At 45.0% G+C, this 23,538-nt stretch carries 20 protein-coding genes; all 20 read left to right on the top strand.

Going from position 1 to position 23,538, the window contains the following annotated elements; translation table 11 throughout:
- The gene (gene rfbC, locus AC0YNU_RS31375) at window positions 1–567 is read left to right on the top strand and encodes a dTDP-4-dehydrorhamnose 3,5-epimerase (RefSeq protein ID WP_475763707.1); all 567 of its coding nucleotides are present in this window, start codon (window positions 1–3) and stop codon (window positions 565–567) included.
- Window positions 568–591: 24 nt separating this feature from the next.
- Complete coding sequence (locus AC0YNU_RS31370) at window positions 592–2,145, top strand: glycosyltransferase family 2 protein (RefSeq protein ID WP_475763705.1); 1,554 nt, start codon at window positions 592–594, stop codon at window positions 2,143–2,145.
- A 19-nt stretch (window positions 2,146–2,164) separates the two neighbouring features.
- Complete coding sequence (gene rfbF, locus AC0YNU_RS31365) at window positions 2,165–2,980, top strand: glucose-1-phosphate cytidylyltransferase (RefSeq protein ID WP_475763703.1); 816 nt, start codon at window positions 2,165–2,167, stop codon at window positions 2,978–2,980.
- Window positions 2,977–3,924 (top strand): glycosyltransferase family 2 protein, encoded by a 948-nt coding sequence (locus AC0YNU_RS31360; protein WP_475763701.1) that lies wholly within the window; start codon window positions 2,977–2,979, stop codon window positions 3,922–3,924. The genes rfbF and AC0YNU_RS31360 overlap by 4 nt, the downstream gene beginning before the upstream one ends.
- Before the next feature lie 22 nt (window positions 3,925–3,946).
- Window positions 3,947–5,269 (top strand): glycosyltransferase family 2 protein, encoded by a 1,323-nt coding sequence (locus tag AC0YNU_RS31355; RefSeq protein WP_475763699.1) that lies wholly within the window; start codon window positions 3,947–3,949, stop codon window positions 5,267–5,269.
- Between the two features lie 14 nt (window positions 5,270–5,283).
- Window positions 5,284–6,450, top strand: coding sequence for a UDP-galactopyranose mutase (gene glf / locus AC0YNU_RS31350; protein WP_475763697.1), 1,167 nt, complete (start codon window positions 5,284–5,286; stop codon window positions 6,448–6,450).
- A 31-nt stretch (window positions 6,451–6,481) separates the two neighbouring features.
- Window positions 6,482–7,756 (top strand): glycosyltransferase, encoded by a 1,275-nt coding sequence (locus tag AC0YNU_RS31345; protein ID WP_475763695.1) that lies wholly within the window; start codon window positions 6,482–6,484, stop codon window positions 7,754–7,756.
- A gap of 9 nt (window positions 7,757–7,765) precedes the next feature.
- Complete coding sequence (locus tag AC0YNU_RS31340; RefSeq protein ID WP_475763693.1) at window positions 7,766–8,989, top strand: glycosyltransferase family 8 protein; 1,224 nt, start codon at window positions 7,766–7,768, stop codon at window positions 8,987–8,989.
- Between the two features lie 51 nt (window positions 8,990–9,040).
- Window positions 9,041–10,861: a hypothetical protein gene (locus tag AC0YNU_RS31335; RefSeq protein WP_475763691.1), complete on the top strand. Its 1,821-nt coding sequence runs from the start codon at window positions 9,041–9,043 to the stop codon at window positions 10,859–10,861.
- 468 nt (window positions 10,862–11,329) lie between these two features.
- The gene (locus tag AC0YNU_RS31330; protein ID WP_475763689.1) at window positions 11,330–12,376 is read left to right on the top strand and encodes a polysaccharide biosynthesis protein; all 1,047 of its coding nucleotides are present in this window, start codon (window positions 11,330–11,332) and stop codon (window positions 12,374–12,376) included.
- Window positions 12,373–13,101: a cytidylyltransferase domain-containing protein gene (locus AC0YNU_RS31325; RefSeq protein WP_475763686.1), complete on the top strand. Its 729-nt coding sequence runs from the start codon at window positions 12,373–12,375 to the stop codon at window positions 13,099–13,101. The genes AC0YNU_RS31330 and AC0YNU_RS31325 overlap by 4 nt, the downstream gene beginning before the upstream one ends.
- An 11-nt stretch (window positions 13,102–13,112) precedes the next feature.
- On the top strand, window positions 13,113–14,234 hold the full coding sequence (gene pseG, locus AC0YNU_RS31320; RefSeq protein WP_475763684.1) for a UDP-2,4-diacetamido-2,4,6-trideoxy-beta-L-altropyranose hydrolase: 1,122 nt from the start codon (window positions 13,113–13,115) through the stop codon (window positions 14,232–14,234).
- Window positions 14,231–14,821 (top strand): formyltransferase family protein, encoded by a 591-nt coding sequence (locus tag AC0YNU_RS31315; RefSeq protein ID WP_475763682.1) that lies wholly within the window; start codon window positions 14,231–14,233, stop codon window positions 14,819–14,821. The genes pseG and AC0YNU_RS31315 overlap by 4 nt, the downstream gene beginning before the upstream one ends.
- Window positions 14,822–14,825: 4 nt before the next feature.
- On the top strand, window positions 14,826–15,887 hold the full coding sequence (pseI, locus tag AC0YNU_RS31310; RefSeq protein ID WP_475763680.1) for a pseudaminic acid synthase: 1,062 nt from the start codon (window positions 14,826–14,828) through the stop codon (window positions 15,885–15,887).
- An 11-nt stretch (window positions 15,888–15,898) separates the two neighbouring features.
- On the top strand, window positions 15,899–16,846 hold the full coding sequence (locus AC0YNU_RS31305; protein WP_475763678.1) for an NAD-dependent epimerase/dehydratase family protein: 948 nt from the start codon (window positions 15,899–15,901) through the stop codon (window positions 16,844–16,846).
- A gap of 33 nt (window positions 16,847–16,879) precedes the next feature.
- On the top strand, window positions 16,880–18,046 hold the full coding sequence (gene pseC / locus AC0YNU_RS31300; protein WP_475763745.1) for a UDP-4-amino-4,6-dideoxy-N-acetyl-beta-L-altrosamine transaminase: 1,167 nt from the start codon (window positions 16,880–16,882) through the stop codon (window positions 18,044–18,046).
- Window positions 18,047–18,242: 196 nt separating this feature from the next.
- Window positions 18,243–19,355 (top strand): UDP-galactopyranose mutase, encoded by a 1,113-nt coding sequence (gene glf, locus AC0YNU_RS31295; protein ID WP_475763676.1) that lies wholly within the window; start codon window positions 18,243–18,245, stop codon window positions 19,353–19,355.
- Between the two features lie 363 nt (window positions 19,356–19,718).
- Window positions 19,719–19,916, top strand: a complete 198-nt coding sequence (locus AC0YNU_RS31290) for a cold shock domain-containing protein (protein WP_090575545.1) — start codon at window positions 19,719–19,721, stop codon at window positions 19,914–19,916.
- A gap of 389 nt (window positions 19,917–20,305) precedes the next feature.
- Window positions 20,306–20,851 (top strand): ribosome hibernation-promoting factor, HPF/YfiA family, encoded by a 546-nt coding sequence (gene hpf / locus AC0YNU_RS31285; RefSeq protein ID WP_161704826.1) that lies wholly within the window; start codon window positions 20,306–20,308, stop codon window positions 20,849–20,851.
- A gap of 162 nt (window positions 20,852–21,013) precedes the next feature.
- Complete coding sequence (gene secA / locus AC0YNU_RS31280) at window positions 21,014–23,521, top strand: preprotein translocase subunit SecA (protein ID WP_475763673.1); 2,508 nt, start codon at window positions 21,014–21,016, stop codon at window positions 23,519–23,521.
- Window positions 23,522–23,538: the final 17 nt, after the last annotated feature.

The following is a 23,538-nucleotide window of genomic DNA, read 5'->3' as shown; positions in this document are numbered from 1 at the left end:
ATGCAGCACTTTTCGTTTCACTCCACAGAAATAGAGGGCTTGACGCTTGTAAAACCTTTTATAGCTGAAGATAAGCGTGGTTACTTTTTAAAGGATTATTCCCGTGAAGTTTTCGAGAAGAATGGGATTCATCATAATCTGGAAGAAGTGTTTTATACCAACTCTCAAAAGGGAGTTATACGTGCCATTCATTTTCAACGTGTTAAACAGCAAGCGAAATTGGTTCGCTGCGTTCAAGGGCATATTTTTGATGTCGTGGTAGATTTGCGGAAAGATTCGAAAACTTTTGGCAAATGGCAGGGGTTCTATTTGTCTGGAGAATCCAATGATGAGCTGCTTATCCCTACTGGTTGTGGACATGGCTATCTCGTACTAGAGCAATCCATCGTATCTTACAAATGCGCGGAAAAATTTTATGGCGAATACGATGACGGCATTCTATGGAATGATCCGGCATTGGCAATAGAATGGCCGTTGCACCTGGTAGAAGGAAGTGTCATTCTCTCTGCAAAGGATCAGGAATTACAGACATTTGCCCAGTTTATAGATGTATACGAAGGCTTCTAATCCTCCAGGAATGAAAGGATACATATGGAACAGATAAAAGTTACGTTTCTAATGATGGCCTATAATGCAGAAAAGTATATTGCAAAAGCAATCGAAAGCGTTCTTAATCAGACTGAACGCAACATTGTTCTTTGCATTCGCAACAATGGTTCCACCGACTCGACCGGTGAGATTATTCGGCGTTACGCGGAATTGGATCCGCGTATTTATGTTGTCGAGAATGAACAAAACAATGTAAGCCAGGAAGGAATAACTCCCTTTCAAACAGGCTGGTGGCCCTATACGGAAGCTACTGCCGGTGAATATTTTTCCATTATTGACTCGGATGACTATTTAACTCCTGATTTTGTAGAGGTTATGTATAGCGAAGCAAAAAGAGCTTCTGCAGATATGGTTGTTTCCGGTAACTATCTTGTAAATGAAGAAACAAATGAGATTCATGTGCAACGTATACCCCCGAAGCTTGGAACAGAGAACCTGCATGAAATAGGTCCGAATTTTGTTCAACTCTACAATTGCATGAGAACTTGGTGGGGGAAATTATTTCAAAAGGATTTTTTCATTCATCATTATTCCGAATGCTGGAATCATATCGAACCGTTATCATGGACCATTGATACTGTTGTTATGTTAAATTATCTGGTTCGTTGTAAGATGCTTGTCTGCGTGGATCAGCCTCTTTATTATTTCCTACATCGAAAAAACTCGGCCTATAATACGCGTCCGTTTGGCTTTTTTCGATTGTGCGAAGCGGACATTTTGTACGCAGCGGGTCTTGATGTTTTAATTCACTTGAACGCTCGATCCTCACAAAACGAGTCCTTTTTAGTTAACTTACATTGGACTTATATAGCGGAAGCATTGAACGGATTAAATCACGCCGATAATGCGATTTCACCATTAAAAACACTCGAAAGATTGGGTGACATATTTAATAATCGTACAGTAAATTCCTACTTGGAATCCTCTTTTTCTCATATTTTTACCGTTTGCGAACCTTATATCCGCAGAGCAATGAATGCTGATCAGGAGAAATACTTGATTTGGGGATCCTACTTATCCCGTCTTGTTTATCTGATGGAACAAATCCCACAAGATACAAAGCTTTATTTTCCTTTGCTGTTGTCCTGTATATGTGACCCTCAAAATAAGAATCGCGTCGGGAAATGGTTCTTTTACGTTTACGGAACAAATCAAGAGAACAACAAGCTATCAAATGGTCAGAAATGGTTTCTATGCTGTTCCAAGCCGATACAAGAGTATTATTATGAACACCCACAGCTGTTAGTCGAGGTAGTCGATTCTAAAGATAGGGATGATTCTCTCATGGAGAAGGAGAATCTATTGATTAAAAGCTTTCAACAAGAAGATTTGGCGAAAGCGTGTGATTTAATTGAGGAAATAAGTCTACAATCGCCATTAAACCGGATTGCGATGTATTATCGGATCTATGTTGCCACATTAATTGATGAGTTTCCGCTCGCTTTAGTCATGGCAGCTTCCGCTAAGGTCCTATGGCCTAACGATAAAGATATACAGCTATTGTATTGGAACATCCAGAATTCCTTGAACGATTAACTATAAAAGGGGACTGAATATGAAGGTTGTTATACTCGCAGGGGGACTCGGGACCCGTATTAGCGAAGAGAGTCAGATACGTCCTAAACCAATGGTTGAGATCGGTGAGTTTCCCATCCTCTGGCATATCATGAAAATCTATTCCCACTATGGTTTTAATGATTTTGTGATTTGCCTCGGCTATAAAGCGCATATGATTAAGGAATTCTTTGCGGATTATTATTTGCATATGTCTGATGTTACGTTTGATTTTCGTGACAATAATCAGATGGTGATTCATCAAAATGTAGCAGAACCATGGCGTGTTACTTTGGTTGATACGGGCCTCTCGACTTTGACGGGAGGGCGGCTCGCACGCGTTAAGAAATATCTTGATAACGAAACGTTTATGCTCACCTATGGGGATGGAGTAGGCGATATTAATATCCCTCGATTACTCGATTATCACAGGACGCACAAGAAGACAGTGACCCTTACAGCTGTGCAGCCAGGAGGGCGTTTCGGGGTGTTAAACATTGAAGACAAGGGAACGGATGTGATTGGTTTTACCGAGAAATCCGTAGAAGAAGGTGGCTGGATCAACGGCGGTTTTATGGTTATGGAACCGGAGGTCTTTGACTACTTGGATGATGATTATACGGTGCTCGAGAAAGAACCAATGGAGAAGCTCAGCGCTAATCGTGCTTTAAGTGCGTATAAGCACTACGGATTTTGGCACTGTATGGATACATTACGTGACAAGCTGGTGTTGGAAAGCTATTGGAAGAGCAAGAATGTTCCGTGGAAAGTATGGGATGAAACTAGAAATTCGATGAAAATAGAGATGAACGTATGAACAACCCGGCTGTTAGCGTAGTTATTCCCACCTATAACCGCTGGATGTATTTGCCGCGAATGTTAGATAGCTTGCTTGCGCAGGATTTTCGCGACTTCGAGATCCTGCTCATCAATAATGGTTCAACAGATGGGAAGACCGATGAAATATGTCGTGCCTATTCGGAAAAGTCCTCTGCTATTCGTGTGTTCTCGATTATAGAAAATCAGGGTCCTGCGTCTGCTCGCAATCTCGGCATTCAAGAATCTGTAGGCGAATATTTGATTCATCTTGATGACGATGATTATTGCGAGCCCAACCATCTTATGTTGCTATATCAGCTGATCGTTCAGCATGACGCGGATGTTGCTATTTCAGGTTCGGTTCATGAAAATAATGGACGTATAGAGCCGAACCATGTGTACGAGGGGACATATGTTTGGAATCGAGCTGAGACGGTAAGTGAATTTCTGAAGAGAGAAAAATTTAATACAGGAACCCAGACGAAGCTTTACCGGCGCAGGTTGTACGATGTGATTCGCTATGTCCCCGGGAAAATAATAGATGATATTCATGTGACGTATCGACTGCTTGCAAATGTAAATAAAGCGGTTGCTCACGGAATCCCGACATATCGGTTTTGTAAGCATACGAACAATACCACCTCATTTCTTGAACAGGGCATTGTGTGGTCGGAACTGTTGGACGAGTATTTGGCTATGCAGCAAGAGAGGGTTGCATATATCTCCGAGCATGTACCGGAAGAAAACAATCATGTGCGATATTCAGCATGGTCCTATATGATTTCAATGATAGAGAAAATACATAATGGTCGTGGGAAGGGCTGCGAGCAACAATTAGATATCATGAAAGTAGAACTGCTCACGCATGCGGAACAATTCCTGCAAGCGCCTTGGATTACCGAGAGAGAACAGAAACTCATGAACGCTTTTGTGTTGAATTAGCAGAATGGAGGGAATCCATGATATGAACCCTTTGATAAGCATCATCATAACGGTTTGTAATCTTGATAAATATATTGGCGAATGTTTAGACAGCTTTGTGCAACAAGAAGACTTTACAGATTATGAACTCGTTGTCGTCGACGATGGTTCATCCGATGGCAGCCCGGATATTTGCCGTGATTACGCAGAGCGTTATCCCGATCGCGTTCGTTTTGTTCCGCTTGAACGGCCCTCTCAGTTGTATCGCGCACATAAAGCCGGCTTGGAGGCCGCTCGCGGCGCCTATTTGCAAATCATAGACGGTGATGATTTTGTCAGAAAAGGATATCTGCGCGAAGTGGCGAAAATCATTCAAACGCAAGCTCCTGACGTGATTCTAGGGCGGTATATGAGCTTCACCGAAGCGAATGCCTATCCCTTGATGGATATATCGCTGGACCGTGATCGCATTGATCATTGTTCTACGGATGATGTTCTTCTTTATATTCAGTCCATCCCGAATTATCATTTGGCCTACTGGCGATATATTTTTAATCGCTCGCTTATAGATGTCCATTTGTTTGAAAGTCGCTTGAAAGAGGCGCGTTTTTGTCCGTTGTTAGATGCAGTTGTAACATTCCGAATTCTGTTCTCCGCTACCTCCTTTGCGCTGCTGGAAGATCCATTCTATTACTACCGCCGCAGAGCCAACTCTACATCTTCTGCTGCTAAGCTTCAGTCCCTTGCTCATATCCAATCCTTTGCTGAGTTCCTTGCGTTATTACAGGAAACAGAGGTATCGGATATCAAGAAGGCATTTATCCTTTCAAAGCTAGGCCAAGAACTAAAATTGGTTTTAGGGCATAGTGATTTATGGTTTGAAGAAAGCTGGCAGCAAGCAGCTGCGATATTGAATCATGTTCGAACCGCCTTGTCACCGATAAAACAAGATTTACCTGAAGAACTTACGCGACTGCAAATCTTGATGGAGGCCGCTGATTTGAACGGGGGCACACTTGAGGCTTACTTTGCATCAGAACGGCAGCGCATCGTGAGCTGGGTTCAAGGATTAACGCCTGCTTTGATCTATATATTGCCATGCGGTCGTTATGCACAGGATATTATGCGCTGGTTGGAAAACGACGAATTCTCCGATATGTGCTTTTTAGATAATAATAAAGAGATGCACGGCCTGACTATTCAAGGGAAGGTATGCACTAACCCAACCTTATTGGAAACACTTACGGATACTCAAAAAGAACAAACCGTTGTTTTGATTGCCACGATTTATCGTGATCTGAATGAACTTCTATATCAGCAATGTGTAAACCTTGGAGTTCCGGAAGGCAATCTGTTTGTTTGTTGAATACTGGAGGGGCAATGATGGAGTTTGATGTTGTTATAGTTGGAACCGGACTTGCCGGGAGTATTCTAGCAAGAGAACTGGCCGAAATCGGCAAACGGGTTTTGATGCTGGAACGTCGAGCACATATCGCAGGCAATACATTTGATGAAGTGGATGAACACGGGGTTCTGGTACAACGATATGGCCCGCACACCTTTCATACCAATGATCGCGGTGCGTATGAATATTTAAGTCGGTTCGTCAAGATGAATCCCTATAAGTTGACGTACAGAGCCATCGTTAAAGGAATTCCGGTTCCTTGTCCTTTTAATTTTACATCGATTCGCATGCTATATGATTCGGAAACTGCGGAAGCTTTGATTTCTCGTTTGCTGCGAGCTTATCCCGGTCAAGAAAAAGTATCCATCTTCGAGCTTCTTGAGTCAGATGATGATGCAATAAGAGGCTACGCTGAAATGCTATTCGAGGAAGATTTCCGACCTTATACAGCTAAACAATGGGGAAGGAACCCAGAGGAAATCGATACGAGCGTCATTCGCCGTGTCCCTATATTGCTGAATGACAGAGACAGCTATTTCAACGATGAATTCGAATGTCAACCGGAGGGTGGATTTTCGGCAATGGTTCGCAATATGCTGGAACATCCGCTAATATCCATAAAGTTAGAGACAGATGCTTTGCAGGATCTGAAACTGGATGAAGCAACGGGGCGAGTCTCTTACCAGAACGATTCTGCCCCGCATATTATTTATACCGGAGCCCTTGATGAATTGTTTGGTTGGCAATATGGAGCGCTTCCCTATCGATCTCTTGTCTTTGAATGGGTTTCTCTTCCTCAGTCCAGCTTCCAGGAGACGGCTATTGTCGCGTATCCGAAGGACGCAGCATTTACTCGTATTACGGAGTATACCAAGCTTCCTGTGCAGCATATTCCAGGGAGGACCGTCATCGCCAAAGAATATTCACTTCCCTATGATAAGTCAGCAGATCAAGGAAATGAGCCTTATTATCCAATAGGTAACGATGAAACTCACGTTCTAAAAGAAAAATATCTGGAATTAGCTAGGAAATTCGGCAATCTGACGCTCTGCGGCAGGCTTGCAGATTATCAATACTATAACATGGATAATGTCGTGCGACGTGCACTTGATGTGGCGGAAGAACTGAAGCTTAAACTATGAATGCAACTAGTTGTTAAGGGGGAGAGCTTCAGTGAACTTTCCACTGATAAGTATTATAATGCCGGTTTACAATCGGGAACGGATTCTTACTGAGACAATAAACGAGCTTTTAGATATGGAGTTTGCCGACTATGAACTCTTGTTAGTAAATGACGCATCCACAGATAGAAGTTCCGAAATTTGTGATTCATTTGCTAGCGAGTACCCTCATATCAAGGCCCTGCATCAATTAATGAATGGCGGTCCGGGTCTGGCGCGGAACAAGGGAATGGAATCGGCAACAGGGCAGTTTATCTTTTTCATGGATAGCGATGACAAAATCGATAATACTGTGTTTGATAAAATTGCTGAACGCTTACGGGCAAATCCCCAAATCGACATATTAACTTTGAATCACAAAGAAATTACACCACAAGGTACTCACGAGGTTCGGATTGTTGAACACGATAGGGAATACGACGCGGATGAATTGTTATCAGATAAAGCCGCCCTCCTGCACATTGCAGTGTGGCGGAGTTTTTTCAATCATGATTTTTTGAAAAATAACAACTTAGCTTTTTTTGATATTAAGACCCACGAGGATATTTGCTTCAATAGCTTAGCTTTTTTGTGTTCCAAAACCATACATACACTGCCGGATGTCTTTTATTTTTATTACAGGCATTTCTCTGAAAATTCTTTGGTAGATACATTCACTATTCAAGAGAACTATAGGGGAATCGAATTTTGTTCGAAACAATTGGATCTGTTTATTCAGAACCATGCGATTTCGGAGGCAAAACAACGAGCTGTCGATCATTTCATCTATGCAAGCGCCATGTCGTTAATTGATAAAATGGCCTTGGATGAAATCGTTCGCTATGAGTTTTCTTCTTCTGAGGTTAAATTTGATTCTTTCACCGTTAATATTTCATTGTATCAACAATACGGTATGCTAGGCTGTGCCGCTTATATATGGGGGTTCATATGGAAGCAGGTGCAATTACAAGGCGAACAATTAGGGAAAGACATCTATTTTTGCCCAGCTTCTAAAATATCCGTATCTTTTGCTCAGCGAATCACGCGTGAGGGTGGACAAATCGCCGCAATTCTGGACAATAACTGCCAGCCAGATAATTTTCATATCGTTGAGACACAGAAAGCAAGCACTATCCATACTTATCCGTTTAGCCAGCTGAACAAATACGAAAAGCCGGAAGGATACTTTATATTTGTGCTTGGTTCGGTGAACACCGCACTTGCTATTTCTCGTCAGCTTGATCAATTAGGTCTTATCGAGAATATTAACTATGCTTCGGGTATATAGGAGGATCATATGAATATTCTAGTGATTTCAAGTAAAAAGTTTTGTTCTTATTTGCATGTCATGCTTGCTTCTTTGTATGAAAATCATGTAGGTACTAAGATTAATGTCTATGTGATGCACTCCGAATTAGAAGCAACGGAATTTGCATTACTTCAAGAACAAGCGGATGCTTATAACAACTACATTCACCCAATACAGATAGATCCTTCTCTTCTAGTAGTGTTCCCAGTTAGACAACAATTTCCGACGATCCTATATTACAGGATGTTCATAGCGGATGTATTACCGCAATCAGTTAATCGTGTTCTGGCTTTGGATGTTGATATTATCGTGAGAAAATCGCTGCGAGAGTTCTATTTTACTGACTTGGAGAATTACTACGCTGCCGCATGTGAGGATCTGGAGATCAATACGTCGAATTATAAGGAAAAGCTGCAAATTCCAAAGGAAAGTACATATTTTAACGCGGGAATCATGTTGTTTAATTTGCATAAATTGCGGGAAGAAGGAATTGATTTCAAGTATTTTTTGCAAATTGCTGAAGAAAGCCTAAGTCGACTTACATGGTTTGACCAGGACATCTTTAATTTGGCTTTGAGTTCAAAGTGTAAGATTGTGAAGGGGACCGACTACAATTGCCCCCCGGCCCTTTTTGAGCAATTATATGGCAGTGCTGCATCAAGGGAGGAGCACTTCGCTTCCATTATTCATTACCTAAGTCCCAATTATAAGCCATGGAACTCTATCGTGGCGAGCGTTGGTTCGGTAATCGAGAATCTATGGTGGGACTATGCCCAAAGAACCCCTTTTTATGAACGTTTTCGAGCAGAATATGAACAATCCTCCACAAGCCTGGGTAAACAAAACCTGGCTTTAAAAATGTATTATGCTATGGCACTGCTTTGGCTGAAGATAGAAGATAGGCAGCGAAAGATTGAGACTTATTGTCTAGATAGGAACTATCGTAAAGTAGCTGTCTACGGGGTCAACCCTATGCAGGAAATACTATGTTCTGATTTTACTAAAGGTAAAGTAAAGGTTTCTTACCTGATTGATAGTAATGCAAAAGGATATAGCAATGGGGTTGAAATTAGAAACGGCTCTCACTTTGGCGATATTGATGTCATTATAGTGGCTGCGTGCGCTCATTTTCGTCAAATCCGTGATCATCTTGACGATGCTTGTCCAGTTGTATCATTGGAAACAGTGATTTCCGATCTTAATAAAATGTAGCATAGATAGCCGGAGGCTTACAGGCTGACCTCATGAAGGAGTGCGAATATAGTGTCTTCATCTTCTAAGAAGCTTAATATAAATATAAAAACGCCAAAGTATATATTATTCGGTAGTGGAGTTGGATTCGATTTCATTAATGATAGATTTAATACCTTGGATGGGGCAGAGTTCTTCATTGAAACATCGCCAAGTGCAAAGGAAAAGCATGGTAAGCGTGTTTTGAGCGTACCTGAGTTTATTAATGGGAATTATTCAATTGAAGAATATACAATATTAATTTGTAACAGATTCTGGAAGCGTATAAAAGACGAAGATGTTTACAAGAAGCTTAGTAACTATACAGTTATTGATGTTCTTAATACGATGATGACTGATGTATTAAATAAGAATATTGAGATAAAACAGTATTATCAACAAATGAAGAAGTTTATAGCTAGATATCGTGAAGTCGAGATAAGTCCATGTGATGACAAAAAGAAGCTGCTTATCATGATTCAAGAGTGGGGTGGATCGGTAATCCCATTTCAGCCAATTGCATTAGGAATGATCTTACGAGCAAAAGGCGTAAACGTTGAATTTTTATTAAACGATCAGTCATATTTTGGGGACGCGATCCTGCATGATGGAGTAAATGAGTATCAGAATAAAATGCTTATCGAGTTATTAGAGGCTGCACAGGCTGTTTCTGGTATTCCATATTTCAAATTAAGTGACTCTAGTCTGATTGAGCTGGACGGACAAGAACTGCGAATTCTTCAAAGCAAGCTTTACGTCAATAAGGTTTGGTTCATGAGAAGCATAGTTTTCAATGATAAAAGTGATGTGTTGAAGAATGTGGAATATAAGTGGTTTAATAATGCGAGAGCAATCAAAGGGTTTTTAAGTAATCACGACTATAGCAAAGTGGTCACTTTTACTGGGATTCATTTTGAATTCTCCATATTGAATGAGTTAGCCAGGCTATTCGGCAAAGAAGTTTACACGTATGAATATGTTGGGGGATATACATTCTCAATGTCGGGTCCTGCCGTCCTGAAAAAAGATATTCGTTTGATAGAGGGCCAAGAGTTATCTGAATCGCTTTCCTCTTATTTTTATGAGACTGCTGATACTCATATTAAGAGTAACTTTAAATATAAAACGAATACAAGTGATCAAAAATCGGTATTAATACCATTAAACATCTTTTGGGATAGCGCTGCGTTCGGAGAGAATGATGTATTTGGTTATTTCGATCAGTGGCTTGTCAAAACCATTGATTACCTACTGGTCAATCATTCAGTTAAGGTTATTGTAAGACAACATCCACATGAACGGCGGTTCGGCACAGGAAAAGAAGTAGAGTCGCTGCTTCAGTCGAAGTTCGGCGAGAATCCTTTATTTGAATTCATTCCGGCAAGCGCTGATGTCGACTCGTATGAATTAATTGAGAATGCATCAATCATTTTACCGAACACGAGTACAGTTGGGGTTGAAGCGGCCTCCGTCGGAAAGAGAGTTATCGTTAAAAACGATGTATATTATGCAAACACAGGTTTCGTGAAGAAGGCTGAAAGTGAGCAAGAGTATTTTCAATTTATCAACGAAGCTTTGCAACAAGATCATGAGTTTAAATTGGCAGAAGATGAAATTTTAAAAGCAAAATTATATCTCGGCTTAATCACGCACTATTATGCAGATCATTCATTTGGACATGTTACGTCTGATTTTGTGAAATGGAGTGAAGAGAGCTGGGAGACCGTAATGAATTACCGCTCTACAAGATGGTTGTTAGATATGATTATTAATAATAAAACACTATTAGAAAACTATTTTGATGAGCGCCCGTCTCACGAAAATTTGAACTCTCCACAAGCGTTGTTGTTGTAAATGAGCTTTCTACATGAGACTAATGCTTGCTGCAAAAGGATTTACAAGAATGGAAGGGGAGCTATCCCTAAAGCAAGTTAATCGCTTGATGAGTCATTCCATCTAATAAAATGGTAAGAAATGGCGGTGCCAGGGAGGTTGTCCCTATACCGCCATTTCTAGTTTTTGTCGAGGCTGGCTAATCTAAATGTAATTATGTTACTAATCTCCGCATTGTTTCTGGATTATAGGAAGAGCCACGCCGCAGCTATAATTTGAAAGACCCAAAACGCTGTAGGCCAGACCACTTAAGAGCTGGTTAGCTATTCCGCTTAGGTTCAAATGAGTGTGATGTCTCTTAGACACAAACTGAAATACAAAATGCTCATTTAAAATAGCGTTCATTCCGATAAATAAGGTATTAGGTTGGGGGAAGTTTCAAAACGTATGGAGAGGCATAATCAGCTACATTAAAGAGGTGTATATGAAATGGAAGGCTTCTTCTACCAAAAGAAGATATTAATTATTGGCGGCACAGGAACGATTGGACAAGGTCTTCTACGGCATATATTAGCTCAGTCGCCGACCGTTGTTCGTGTGTTTAGCCGTGATGAACATAAACAATTCGAGCTTCAGCAAGCGATGAGGGAGTATGGAAATATCCGTTACCTCATCGGAGATGTTCGGGATTACGATCGTGTGCACCGTGCGATGCAGGACATCGATTATGTGTTTCACGTAGCTGCGATGAAGCATGTGCCAGCTTGCGAATATAATCCTTTCGAGGCGGTTCAGACGAACATTATCGGAACCCAAAACGTAATTCGGGCGTCGCTCGAATGCGGTATACGAAAAACGATATTCACGAGCACGGACAAGGCGATTGCGCCTTCGAACACGTATGGTGCATCCAAACTGATGGCTGAACGATTGATTCTAGCCGCGCAGTATCAAGCGGGGGCAGGCAAAACGATTTTTGCGGCTGTTCGTTTTGGTAATGTCATGGGCTCGCGAGGGTCAGTTATCCCATTATTTCAGCAGCAGATCGTGGAGCGTGGTAGCATTACGTTGACACGGCGCGACATGACAAGATTCATGATGACGAAGCAGCAAGCGACGGAACTCACGATCAAGGCGATGGAACGGGCACAGGGTGGAGAAGTATTCGTTCTTAAAATGCCGGTTATCCGGCTGTCCGAACTTGCTGATTGCATTATCGAGACGTCCGCACGTCAGTTGGGCATCCCGATAAAACGCATTCGAATCGAAGAAATAGGTCTTCGGCCAGGTGAAAAAATGTACGAGGAGCTATTAACGGAGGAAGAATCCAGCCGAACAATTGAATTGGAGGACATGTTCGTTGTTCCGAGCGCATTCATTCAACGATATAAATATGAGGGAGAAAGAATGACTCGAACAGGCAGCTATAGTTCCCATGACGCGCTCCCGATCTCAAAAGAAGAACTACGAGAGATGTTGTTGTCGAATCGTTTAATCGCAGATGCGCCGATCATAAGAGCGGGAGTGGGCCTGTGAAGACAGTGGCTATCGTACAAGCACGAATGGGCTCGACGCGATTACCGGGCAAAGTGCTTAAACAAATTAACGGACTCAGTGTACTTGGCCATGTAATTGATCGGTTGAGACGCGTGCCCTCTATCGATGAGTTGTGGATTGCCACAACGTCGAAGAAGACTGACGACCCTATCGAGGATGAGGCGTACCGATTAGCCGTACAAGTGTATCGGGGGAGCGAAGAGGATGTACTCGACCGGTACTACAGGACAGCCAAAAAGGCGGGGGCCGAGGCCGTCCTTCGCATTACGTCTGACTGTCCTTTAATTGAGCCTTCTGTCGTCGAAGAGCTCATCTGCCTGTATCGAGAATCGGGTAGCGATTATGCAAGCAACACACTGGAACGAACGTATCCGAGGGGACTCGATGCGGAGATTTTCAGTTTTAATGCGTTGGAGACCGCCTGGTCCCAAGCAAGTCGTCCTTATGAACGGGAGCACGTAACGCCGTATATGTATCAGCATCCTGATGTTTTCCGTTGTGCAACCCAAAGTGGGTCAGAAGATTATTCTCATTATCGCTGGACGTTGGATACGGAAGAGGATTGGGAATTGATTCGTACGATCTTCGAGAAATGCAGATATGAAGGGCATTACATTAATTATGAGGATGCAAAGGACTTTCTAATGCGCTATCCTGAATTGAGCGAGATTAACGCGCATGTTGAACAGAAAAAGTTCGTCTAAGAAAGGCTTGAATGATGATGAGAGTCGGTTTTCGCGTGGATGCTTCTATCGAGATCGGAAGCGGCCATGTTATGAGAAGTCTGACGCTGGCTGACAGGCTTCGTCGGAAAGGGGCCGATGTTCGTTTCGTGTGTAGGGAACACGAGGGCAATCTGTGCGATTACGTTCATCGTCTAGGGTTTCACGTTTATCGGTTGCCGGCATCTAAGGAAACGAAAGGGCAGAAAGTGGATGGAACCGGATACGAAACGTGGTTAGGCGAATCCTGGTCGCTTGACGTTGAGCAGACGGATGGAAGCTTGTCAGGGGATGACGGTGAATTAGACTGGCTTGTTATCGATCATTACGCGATTGATAGCCGATGGGAAAAGAAAGCCCGAACGTTCGCGAGACGCATTTTCGTAATCGATGATCTCGCCAACCGAACACATGATTGTGACGTTTTGCTCGATCAGAATCTGTTCGATAGAATGGATCAGCGGTACGAAGGTTTGGTTCCAACTGCTTGCGTGAAGCTGCTTGGCCCCCAATATGCCCTATTGAGGGAAGAGTTCCAACTCGCTCGTGCGAAGGCGAGGATACGTGAAGGCTCGATCCGCAACGTTCTCATTTTTTTTGGAGGCACTGACCCAACCGGGGAGACATTAAAGACTCTCAAGGTGATGGCTCGCTTAGCGATGACTGAGATTAAATTTGATGTAGTTGTCGGAGGGGCGAATGAACAGCGTGATGACATAGCTCGATTTTGTACCATGCATAACCATTTCAGGTTTCATTGCCAGATCGATTATATGTCCCGGCTGATGCTGCATGCTGATTTAGCATTAGGGGCCGGAGGTTCGACCACTTGGGAAAGATGTTGTTTAGGCTTGCCCTCGGTAACCTTAACGACCGCGGACAATCAAGTGGAAATTACGAAAACGGTCGCAAGGTTTGGAGCAACGTATTATCTAGGCCATTATAATGAGATTACAGTACAAGCATGGTCCGATTGTCTTGAACAGCTTCAACGAAGTCCTGAGCAGATTGCCGCAATGAGTTCGACAGGATTGATGCTGATGGACCAAGTGAAAGAGCTTGCATCGGATGTTGTCGATATTCTTAAGTTCTATGTTGAGGATGAAGTGCATTGAACATTTGTTTGCTTGGTCCGTACAATAGATGCATAATTGAAGCCCTTCGGGCGCACGGAGATACGGTGTGGCAAACTGAGGAGCGTATTCAACTAGAAGAGCTGGAACGTGCGGGTATCCAATTTATTGTTAGTTATAAATATCGGTATCTGATTCGGCAACCTATTTTAGAGAAATTCGAACGCAAAGTGATCAACCTCCATATTTCATATTTACCATGGAATCGCGGGGCGGACCCCAATTTGTGGAGCTTCTTGGAGGATTCGCCGAAAGGCGTAACAATCCATTATGTCGACAGAGGCCTTGATACCGGTGATATTATTTCGCAGCAATTGGTGGCATTCAGTCCGCAAGATACATTAAAGACGAGCTACGAGCACCTTACAGCAACAATCGAAGACTTGTTTGTTGCCGAATGGCCGGCGATTCGGTCCGGGAAATCAGAGGGCACCGTTCAACCTGCTGGAGGAAGTTATCATAGCATGGTAGATAAACAGGCCTACTCTCACTTGCTAACGGATAGCTGGGAAACTCCGATCGAAAGGCTCTTGGGTAAGGGATTACAATCAAAAACGCCGGAGGGGTAGCAAGTTGAGACATCATGAAATAGTCGTCGGCAAAAGCAAAATCGGAGTGAATCACCCGCCGTTCATCATCGCGGAGATGTCCGGGAATCACAACCGGTCGTTGGAGCGGGCGCTAGAAATCGTAGAAGCGGCAGCTCGAGCCGGAGCGCATGCATTAAAGATTCAAACCTATACGGCTGATACGATGACGATCAAGTCGGACAAGCCTGACTTCTACATTGGAGACCCGAATAGCTTATGGAAGGACAGAGACTTGTACGACCTTTATGACGAGGCGCATACACCATGGGAATGGCACAAAGCGATCTTTGATCGTTGCAAGGAACTGGGCATGATTGGGTTCAGCACTCCTTTCGATGAAACGGCCGTTGATTTCTTAGAATCGCTTGGCGTAGCGTGTTACAAGATCGCTTCTTTCGAAAATACCGATGTGGCACTTCTTCGCAAAGTAGCCTCGACCGGAAAGCCAATGATCGTCTCCACGGGAATGGCGAGCATTGCCGAGTTGGACGAGCTTGTTCGAACGGTAACAGAGGCCGGAGGGAATGATCTTGTTTTGCTAAAATGCACAAGCTCTTATCCTGCTTCTCCGGAGAACTCGAATATACGTACGATTCCGCACATGCAGCAATTATTTGACGTCCAGATCGGCCTCTCGGATCATACGCTCGGCATTGGCGTTGCCGTTGCCAGCGTAGCCATGGGGGCAACGGTCATCGAAAAGCATTTTACTCTGAATCGTGCGGACGGAGGGGTTGATGCCGAGTTTTCGCTGGAGCCTGTGGAAATGCGCAGTCTCGTAGAAGAAACAGAGAGAGCTTGGCAAGGCTTGGGGACGATTTCTTACGGGGCGACGGAAAGGGAGATAAGCTCTTTGAAGTTCCGACGCTCTCTCTATATCGTCAAGGATCTGAAAGCTGGCGAAGTGCTGACAACCGAAAACCTGCGGGCGATTCGTCCGGGTTACGGTCTTTCTCCGAAACATTTGAAGCTGTTGCTGGGCCAAAAGGTTAGGAAGGACGTATCAAAAGGAACGGCAGCGAGTTTTGATCTAATAATGGATTGAGGATGATGGTGATGAACATTCTACTTACCGGCGGTGCCGGATTTATTGGAAGATGGGTAGCTAAACGTCTGCTCGACGATGGGCATTCAGTGTGGATCGTGGATGACTTGTCCAACGGCCGTGAAGTGAATATTGACGAGTTCCGGGAACATTCTGGGTTGAAAGTTTTCATTAAAGGTACGATCCTGGACGAGGCACTGCTCGATCAGTTGTTTGAGGAGAATGGCTTCGATATTTGCTATCATCTCGGCGCGTCCATCAACGTGCAAGATTCCATCGATGATCCGCTTACGACGTTCAATAACGATACTATTGGCACGTTCTATATTCTTGAGCAATGCCGCAAGCATCAGGTTAAGGTTGTCTTCATGAGCACATGCATGGTTTACGACCGTTGTATGAATCCGGAAGGCATAACCGAGCTTGATCCGATTAAGCCGGCATCTCCTTACGCTGGAGCGAAGATCGCTGCGGAGAACATGGTACTCTCTTACTACTATGCTTACGGTTTACCGACGGTTGTAATTCGACCGTTTAATACGTATGGTCCATTCCAGAAAACGGGGGGAGAGGGCGGCGTAGTTGCGATTTTTATTAAGAACAAGCTGTCTGGCAAGACGCTGAACATCTATGGGGAAGGCACACAAACCCGCGATTTGCTGTATGTTGAGGATTGCGCGCGTTTCGTTGTGGAAGCTGGCTATTCCGACGCTGTGAACGGGGAGATTGTGAATGCTGGATTAGGGCGCGACATTGCAATCAACGATTTGGCCCAGCTTGTCGTCGGAAACGAATCTCGTATTTGTCACGTTGAGCATATCCATCCGCAGAGTGAGATCCAGAAATTGCTGTGTAACTCCGATAAGGCTGAGCGTCTGTTAGGTTGGAAGCCGGAAATTTTGCTAGAAGAGGGTATTCGTAGAACAGAGCAGTGGATCATGACCACGAACCTGATTTAATTCCTGAAAGAGGGCAGTTGGCCTATGAACGTAATGAACCGTCGCGATCGTGGTACGTTTCTTCCTTACGGCAAGCAGTGGATAGATGATGGGGATATCGCAGCCGTTGTGGACGTGCTGCAGGGAGATTTTATTACACAAGGCCCGGCTATTGAACGTTTTGAGCGAGCAGTTGCAGAATACGTGGGCGCGAAGTACGTCGTGGCGTTTAGCAATGGGACTGCGGCTCTGCACGGTGCATGCTATGCGGCAGGTATCGCACCAGGCGATGAGGCTATTACGTCGCCGATCACCTTTTTGGCTAGCAGTAACTGCATACTCTATTGCGGAGGCACACCCGTATTCGCGGACATTCGGCCAGATACATACAACCTAGACGCAGACGATGTGGAGCGCAAAATCACATCCAAGACGAAGGTAATCATCGCCGTCGACTTCAGCGGTCAGCCGGTGGAATCGGATCGCTTCTCGAAGCTTGCTAAAGAACATGGTCTTGTTTTTATTCAAGATGCTGCTCATTCGCTAGGGGCTTCTTACGAAGGGCGCATGGTGGGGGCACTCGCGGACATGACGATGTTCAGCTTCCATCCAGTCAAGCACGTGACGACTGGGGAAGGCGGCGTCATTGCTACGGATAGCGAGGAGTACCGGGATAAACTGCTCTCCTTCCGCAGCCACGGGATGACGAAAGATCCAGCACTGCTAGAACGTAACGATGGACCCTGGTATTACGAGATGCAGTCGCTTGGCTATAACTATCGAATGACCGATATACAGGCTGCACTTGGTGCCTCTCAGATGCATAAGCTCGATCGTTTCGTAATGCGTCGTCGAGAAATTGCGGAGCAGTACAATCGCGCATTCGCGGACTTAGCGTGCATCCTGACGCCTTATCAGCATCCCGAAGCGAACTCGAGTTGGCATCTGTACGTCATCCGTTGGCGACAAGGCATTGACAGAGCGGATGCTTTCGCAGAGCTGCGCAAACGTAATATCGGCGTTCATGTACATTATATTCCCGTGTACAAACAGCCCTATTATCGCGATCTTGGTTATGCCGATCGGCAGTGCCCGGAAGCCGAAGCTTATTATGAGGAAGCATTGTCAATTCCAATTTTTCCGGCGATGTCGGATGAGGACGTACAGGACGTCATTCATGCGGTCTTACGAACAGCAGGCAAGATTTATGAAATGGTGTAATTGAATTGGCTCCGGGCGTCACTACTTACAGTACCTCTAATTGACAATGACATTGTCGTTCAATTCTTAGATGGTAGAATCCAAAGTGAAGCGCCAAGTTTGGTAAGGGCTTTTACGTAATTTTGTGAAACGCTAATGAAACATAATTTCAAGGAAGGACCTTATTTGAGAAATTTAGAATGGAGTGATTTACTTCTTGATTCAATACGATTATCTAATCGTCGGCGCGGGGCCATTTGGCGCCCTTTTTGCTTATGAAGCGACCAAGCGAGGCAAATGTTGTTTAGTAATAGACAAACGCGGACATATTGCAGGTAATATATATACCGAGAATATTGAAGGGATTAACGTGCATAAATACGGTGCGCACATTTTCCATACATCCAACAAAGATACTTGGGAGTATATCACTCAGTTTGCCGAATTCAATCACTTTGTGAATGCTCCGGTGGCCGTTTACGAAGATGAATTGTACAATCTGCCGTTCAACATGAATACCTTCAGTAAAATGTGGGGGATTAAGACGCCGGCAGAGGCTAAGCGAATCATTGAAGAGCAGACTGCTTCAGCGGGTGTTGACGAGCCTCGTAATTTAGAGGAGCAGGCCATTCGATTGGTGGGCAAGGACATCTATGAAAAATTAATTAAAGGTTACACGGAGAAACAATGGGGGAGATCGTGTACTGAGCTTCCTGCATTCATCATTAAGCGCTTGCCAGTACGGTTTACTTACAACAATAATTATTTTACAGATCGCTATCAGGGAATCCCTATTGGTGGTTATACGCAAATTGTAGAGAAGATGCTTGATGGGGTCAAAGTGAGATTGAGTACGGATTATTTCGACTTTATTGAAGAAAATCCCAATATTGCAACCAAAACGCTATTTACGGGTCCGATCGACCAATTCTATAAGTATTGTTATGGAGAATTGGAATATAGAAGCCTTGTGCTCGATACGAAAATTCTAGATGAGGAGAACTTTCAGGGTAACGCAGTTGTTAATTATACCGAAGCTGATGTACCTTATACGCGAATTATCGAACACAAGCATTTTGAATTCGGCACTCAATCGAAGACTGTTGTTACCTATGAGTATTCGGCAGATTGGACGCGCTATGATGAACCTTATTATCCGATCAACGACGCTCGCAACAACGCCCTATTCCAAAAATATCAGGAGTTGGCGGCTGAAGATTCGCATATCATTTTCGGAGGCAGATTAGGGGACTACAAATACTACGATATGGATAAAGTTATCGAAGCTGCGTTGGAATTGGTGAAGAAGGAATTTGAAGATAGCAAATGATTTACTTCACTGAATGGAGTGAGTATTAAACAACAACCATGCAGAGAAAGTTGTGCATGGTGGAGGGCCAGAAGTGACCTTCGACTGCTTCCAAACACAGGAAGGTTTTGAAGCAAGTTGCTCTTATGGGGAGCCTGATTTCAACCCTAAATAAGCACAAACTAAGAAGAATTGCCTTCGTTGATTTCGCCGTATTAGATCAGTTACATTAATTCTAGGCCTAAGTAGTTAGAATAATAAATAATGCTCGAATGAATTCGCTTACAAAAGTTATTGACAATATTGTGAAGCCGATGGTATATTTCACTTGTGGGCCACGCTTAGTGATCTCGCAGCTATTTGAAGATGAAGGGAATGTTCTGAATGCAAGGTAAAGTTAAATGGTTCAACGCTGAAAAGGGTTATGGATTCATCGAAACTGAGCAAGGCGGCGACGTATTTGTTCACTTCTCCGCAATCCAATCCGAAGGCTTCAAAACTCTTGAAGAAGGCCAATCCGTAGAGTTCGACATCGTCGAAGGCGCGCGCGGTCCTCAAGCAGCTAACGTTACTAAACTGTAATTATCCCGCTGTTAAGCGGCCACATCATACATGGTATGCGCGCTTAACCGAATGAGATAAGCAACAGCCCCGGGCAACCGGGGCTTTTTGTTATGCCTCAGCTATGCTCCGATAAGAGATGCTACCGAATCGAATCAGTAGCCGGTACTCGTAAACCGGCACTCACCATTTGTTGCTCACAGCTCAGTCGGCTGCGGAGTCGATCGGCTACTAGGTCGCTGCTTAAGCAAGCCAAGAATGCCCGTCTTCCGACCGCCAAACAAAGTTCCCGTTTCGAACAGGCACAGCTCGTTTATATATTTTTAGAACATTCACAAAATACTGAAAATAACTTTGAGCCGCCCAGAATAAGATGTTATAATAAGAGTATGTAAAAGGAGGAATGCCCCATGAAATACAACATTCGAGGTCAACACATCTTGGTGACTGACGCCTTGCGCGATTATGTCGAGAAGAAATTGAACCGCCTGGAAAAGTATTTTGAAGAGCCCTCAGCCTCCGAAACAAACGTAACTTTAAGCGTTACTAAAGGAAGACATTCCGTCGAGGTGACCATCCCGCTAACGAATGCACTGCTTAGAGCCGAAGAGAAGAGCGAGGATATGTACGCTTCGATCGACCTGGTCGTGGACAAACTGGAACGGCAAATACGCAAACATAAAACGAGAATAAATAGTAAATTCCGTAAGGAAAGCGGGATCCGCACGATGTTCAAGGACGACGGGGCTGCGGTCCGCGTGGCAGACGAAGAGGAAGACTTCGAATTGGTACGTACGAAGCGGTTTCTGCTGAAGCCGATGGACGTCGAAGAGGCGATCCTCCAGATGAATATGGTCGGTCATTCCTTCTTTATGTTCGCCAATTCGGACACGAAAGAAGTGAACGTCGTCTACAGACGCAGCGACGGCCGATACGGCTTGCTGGAAGCGGATTAGTAGGTAGAGCAAGGAAGCCCTGGGCAACCAGGGCTTTTTTGTCTTCATGCTCGAATCTGCTTCAGGTTTACCCATCTTATCCCTATGCCCGCCAACATTGCGAGAAGAGCCGCAAACTGTTACAATTTATGCAAACAGGCGTAACATCGAAAGGGGAAGACCATGCTCGGACTTGTAAAGAAATTATTCGGAGACGCCAACGAACGAGAGATTAAGCGTCTTATGCGTACCGTAGAGGAAATTAATGGACTAGAACCGCAGATCGCTCAGCTTTCGGACGAGGGTCTTCGGGATAAAACGGCGGAATTCAGAAGCCGTCTGGAACAAGGAGAGGATATCGACGCTCTGCTCCCGGAGGCGTTCGCCGTTGTAAGAGAGGCATCCAAGCGCGTCTTGGACAAGCGCCACTATGACGTACAGCTGATCGGCGGCATGGTGCTGCATGAAGGCCAAATCGCCGAGATGAAAACCGGTGAAGGTAAAACGCTCGTGGCGACGCTGTCGGTATACTTGAATGCTTTGCTTAGCAAAGGCGTTCACGTCGTAACGGTCAACGATTATCTCGCGATGCGCGATAGCGAACAAATGGGACAGCTGTATCAGTTTCTAGGAATGACTGTCGGCTGCAACCTGCACGGCCTCTCGCATGACGAGAAGCAGGCAGCGTATGCATGCGACATCACATATGGAACGAACAATGAGTTCGGCTTTGATTACTTGCGCGACAACATGGTGCTGTACAAGGAACAGATGGTTCAGCGTCCATTGTATTATGCGATCATTGACGAAGTGGACTCCATCCTCGTCGACGAAGCGCGTACGCCGCTTATCATTTCGGGTCAGGCTGCAAAGTCGACCGAGATGTATTTTGCCGCGGACCGTTTCGTGCAGCGCATGAAAGAAGAAGAAGATTTCACGGTAGACATCAAGGTGCGGTCCGTCACGATGACGGAAGCGGGCGTGGAGAAAGCCGAGAAGGCGTTCGGCATCGAGAACTTGTACGATCATGCCAACGTCCTTATTAATCACCACATTCAACAGGCTTTGAAAGCACATATTATTATGAAGCGCGACGTTGACTACGTCGTTCAAGAAGAAGAAGTCGTGATCGTCGATGAATTCACGGGCCGTCTGATGGCGGGCCGCCGCTACAGCGATGGTTTGCACCAAGCGATCGAAGCCAAGGAGCAAATCAAGGTTCAGAACGAGAGCATGACGCTCGCGACGATTACGTTCCAGAACTACTTCCGGATGTATCGTAAGCTGTCCGGCATGACCGGTACGGCCAAGACGGAAGAAGAAGAGTTCAAAAAAATCTACGGTTTGGAAGTCATTCAAGTGCCGACGAACCGGAAGAACATTCGGAACGATATCGCGGACGTCGTGTACAAAACGGAGAACGGCAAGTTCAAGGCAGTCGTCGAGGAAATCGTCAAGCGTCACGCGGAAAAACAGCCCGTGCTGGTCGGTACGGTTTCGATCGAGAACTCCGAGAAGCTGTCCGAGCTGTTGAAGAAGCGCGGCGTTCAGCATAAGGTGCTAAATGCCAAGTATCATGCCGAGGAAGCGGAGATTATCTCGCGCGCGGGTCAATCGAATTCGGTTACGATCGCGACGAACATGGCCGGCCGCGGTACGGATATTTTGCTGGAAGACATCGTTGGCGGTTTGGGCGGTCTGCATATTATCGGTACGGAACGTCACGAAAGCCGCCGGATCGACAATCAGCTCCGCGGTCGTGCGGGCCGTCAAGGCGACCCGGGCTCGTCGCAGTTCTACCTGTCCCTCGAGGATGATCTGATGCGCCGCTTCGGCTCCGAGAACATCATGGGCATGATGGAGCGCCTCGGTTTCGAGGAAGACCAGCCGATCGAGAGCCGTCTTATCTCGCGTGCGATCGAATCCGCCCAGAAACGGGTAGAGGGCAATAACTTCGATCAGCGTAAAATCGTCTTGCAATACGACGATGTCATGAACCAGCAGCGTGAAATCATTTACAAGCAGCGCCGCGAAGTGCTCTTCTCCGAGAACATTCGCGAGATCGTCCTTGAAATGATCAAACCGGTCGTCACGAAGATCGTCGAAGCGCACTGTCCTTCCGATGATGTGCCGGAGAACTGGGAGCTGCAGGAGATCGTCGATTACGCCGAAGGCAATATCTTGAACGAAGGCATGATTACGAAGGATGATCTTTGGGGCAAAGAACCGCAGGAAATCATCGAATTCCTGCTCGACAAAGTGACGGAGCTTTACAACCAGCGAGAAGAAGAAATCGGAACGGACACGATGCGCGAGTTCGAGAAGGTCGTCGTGCTGCGTGCGGTAGACAGCAAATGGATGGACCACATCGATGCAATGGACCAACTGCGCCAAGGTATTCACTTGCGCGCATACGGCGGCACGGATCCGCTTCGCGAATATCAATTCGAAGGCTTCGAGATGTTCAAGGAAATGATTGAGCATATTCAAGAAGAAGTGACGAAATATATTATGAAGGCGCATGTCGAGAACAACCTCGAGCGTCAAGAAGTGGCTAAGGGTCAGACGGAATCCGGCGGCAGCAGCGAGAATGCGCAGAAGCGCCCGGTCCGCAAGGATGAGCGCGTGAAGCGTAACGATCCATGCCCATGCGGCAGCGGCAAGAAATACAAGCAGTGTCACGGACAATAAGCCTGGCTCCTGCATAG

The organism is Paenibacillus sp. J31P316 (genome assembly GCF_056269105.1).
Note: the sequence above shows the minus strand (reverse complement) of the source record. Positions and strands in the feature narration are given on the sequence as shown.

What these genes read in the sequence shown, in the direction of transcription:
- rfbC (WP_475763707.1), top strand. Translation starts at nt 1, where the DNA reads ATGCAGCACTTTTCGTTTCACTCCACAGAAATAGAGGGCTTGACGCTT.
- AC0YNU_RS31370 (WP_475763705.1), top strand. Translation starts at nt 592, where the DNA reads ATGGAACAGATAAAAGTTACGTTTCTAATGATGGCCTATAATGCAGAA.
- rfbF (WP_475763703.1), top strand. Translation starts at nt 2,165, where the DNA reads ATGAAGGTTGTTATACTCGCAGGGGGACTCGGGACCCGTATTAGCGAA.
- AC0YNU_RS31360 (WP_475763701.1), top strand. Translation starts at nt 2,977, where the DNA reads ATGAACAACCCGGCTGTTAGCGTAGTTATTCCCACCTATAACCGCTGG.
- AC0YNU_RS31355 (WP_475763699.1), top strand. Translation starts at nt 3,947, where the DNA reads ATGAACCCTTTGATAAGCATCATCATAACGGTTTGTAATCTTGATAAA.
- glf (WP_475763697.1), top strand. Translation starts at nt 5,284, where the DNA reads ATGATGGAGTTTGATGTTGTTATAGTTGGAACCGGACTTGCCGGGAGT.
- AC0YNU_RS31340 (WP_475763693.1), top strand. Translation starts at nt 7,766, where the DNA reads ATGAATATTCTAGTGATTTCAAGTAAAAAGTTTTGTTCTTATTTGCAT.
- AC0YNU_RS31330 (WP_475763689.1), top strand. Translation starts at nt 11,330, where the DNA reads ATGGAAGGCTTCTTCTACCAAAAGAAGATATTAATTATTGGCGGCACA.
- pseG (WP_475763684.1), top strand. Translation starts at nt 13,113, where the DNA reads ATGATGATGAGAGTCGGTTTTCGCGTGGATGCTTCTATCGAGATCGGA.
- AC0YNU_RS31305 (WP_475763678.1), top strand. Translation starts at nt 15,899, where the DNA reads ATGAACATTCTACTTACCGGCGGTGCCGGATTTATTGGAAGATGGGTA.
- pseC (WP_475763745.1), top strand. Translation starts at nt 16,880, where the DNA reads ATGAACCGTCGCGATCGTGGTACGTTTCTTCCTTACGGCAAGCAGTGG.
- AC0YNU_RS31290 (WP_090575545.1), top strand. Translation starts at nt 19,719, where the DNA reads ATGCAAGGTAAAGTTAAATGGTTCAACGCTGAAAAGGGTTATGGATTC.
- hpf (WP_161704826.1), top strand. Translation starts at nt 20,306, where the DNA reads ATGAAATACAACATTCGAGGTCAACACATCTTGGTGACTGACGCCTTG.
- secA (WP_475763673.1), top strand. Translation starts at nt 21,014, where the DNA reads ATGCTCGGACTTGTAAAGAAATTATTCGGAGACGCCAACGAACGAGAG.